1 protein-coding gene is annotated in these 874 nt (G+C 64.2%); it reads right to left on the minus strand.

Features of this window, described 5'->3' with window-relative positions; genetic code table 11:
* The coding region (locus A3764_RS00165; protein ID WP_161487469.1) for an FAD/NAD(P)-binding protein at positions 1-792 on the minus strand (792 nt) is incomplete at its 3' end.
* Positions 793-874: the final 82 nt, after the last annotated feature.

An 874-nucleotide genomic window follows, 5' to 3' on the forward strand; every position in this document is an offset into this window, starting at 1 on the left:
GGGCGTCGCATATTCAAGCGGCAGATAGGGCAGGTCGCACCAGAAGTCGGCCTCCGGCAGCAGCCCCTTGCGGGACATGAGGGTGATGTGCAGGCCCTCCGCCTCCGGCCCCGGTACGTAGCGGCTGCCACCCTCTTCGAAGCGTCCATGGGCGCAGGCGATGGAAAGCGCCGCATCGATCCCGCTGAGCGAGGAGCCGAGGATACCGATATCCGTCGCCGGTATGGCGTGCAGTTTCACGCTGGGCCAGGGCGAGCCATAATAGCCATGCTCGGGATCGTCCTCCGGCCAGACATGGCCAGTGGCCAGCACGACGGATCGGGCCGAGAAGGAAAGCAACTCGCCCTCCTTCAGCGCGGTAACGGTGTAGCCGCCCGCGACACGGGCGACATCAACCACGGGGGCGCTGTTATATATGTGCAGCCGGTGGCCGCGTTCCTCCGCCAGATCGGCCAGACGCCCCAACTGGCTGCGCAGATAGGCGCCCAGCAGGATGCGCGGGAAGAAATGCCTTTCGTGAAGGTCATCCTCAGAGATGCCCAGATGCGACAGCACCGCATCCGGCAAGCCGGTGATCCAGTCCAGCAGGCTTTCGCAGATCGGGGGCACCTCGATACTGGCGATATTCGCAAGCAGGACGGAATCGGTCTCCTCCGGGCGGAAGGGCATGCCTGTACCGCTCATCTCCTCCCGCTCCAGCACGGTGATCGACAGCCCCGCGGGACGGTCCAGCAATGCGGCAATCGTATAGAGGCTGGTGGGGCCGGAACCGACGATAACGACTTCGAACATGAACTGATCCGGACCCTGTATATGCACAGCGCCATCTGCGGCGCGTGCTTCACGGTCAAACCGTGACGTGGCTGGACGGGTT

Source organism: Sulfitobacter sp. HI0129 (genome assembly GCF_001635395.1).
In the GTDB taxonomy this organism is placed as follows: Bacteria; Pseudomonadota; Alphaproteobacteria; order Rhodobacterales; family Rhodobacteraceae; genus Sulfitobacter.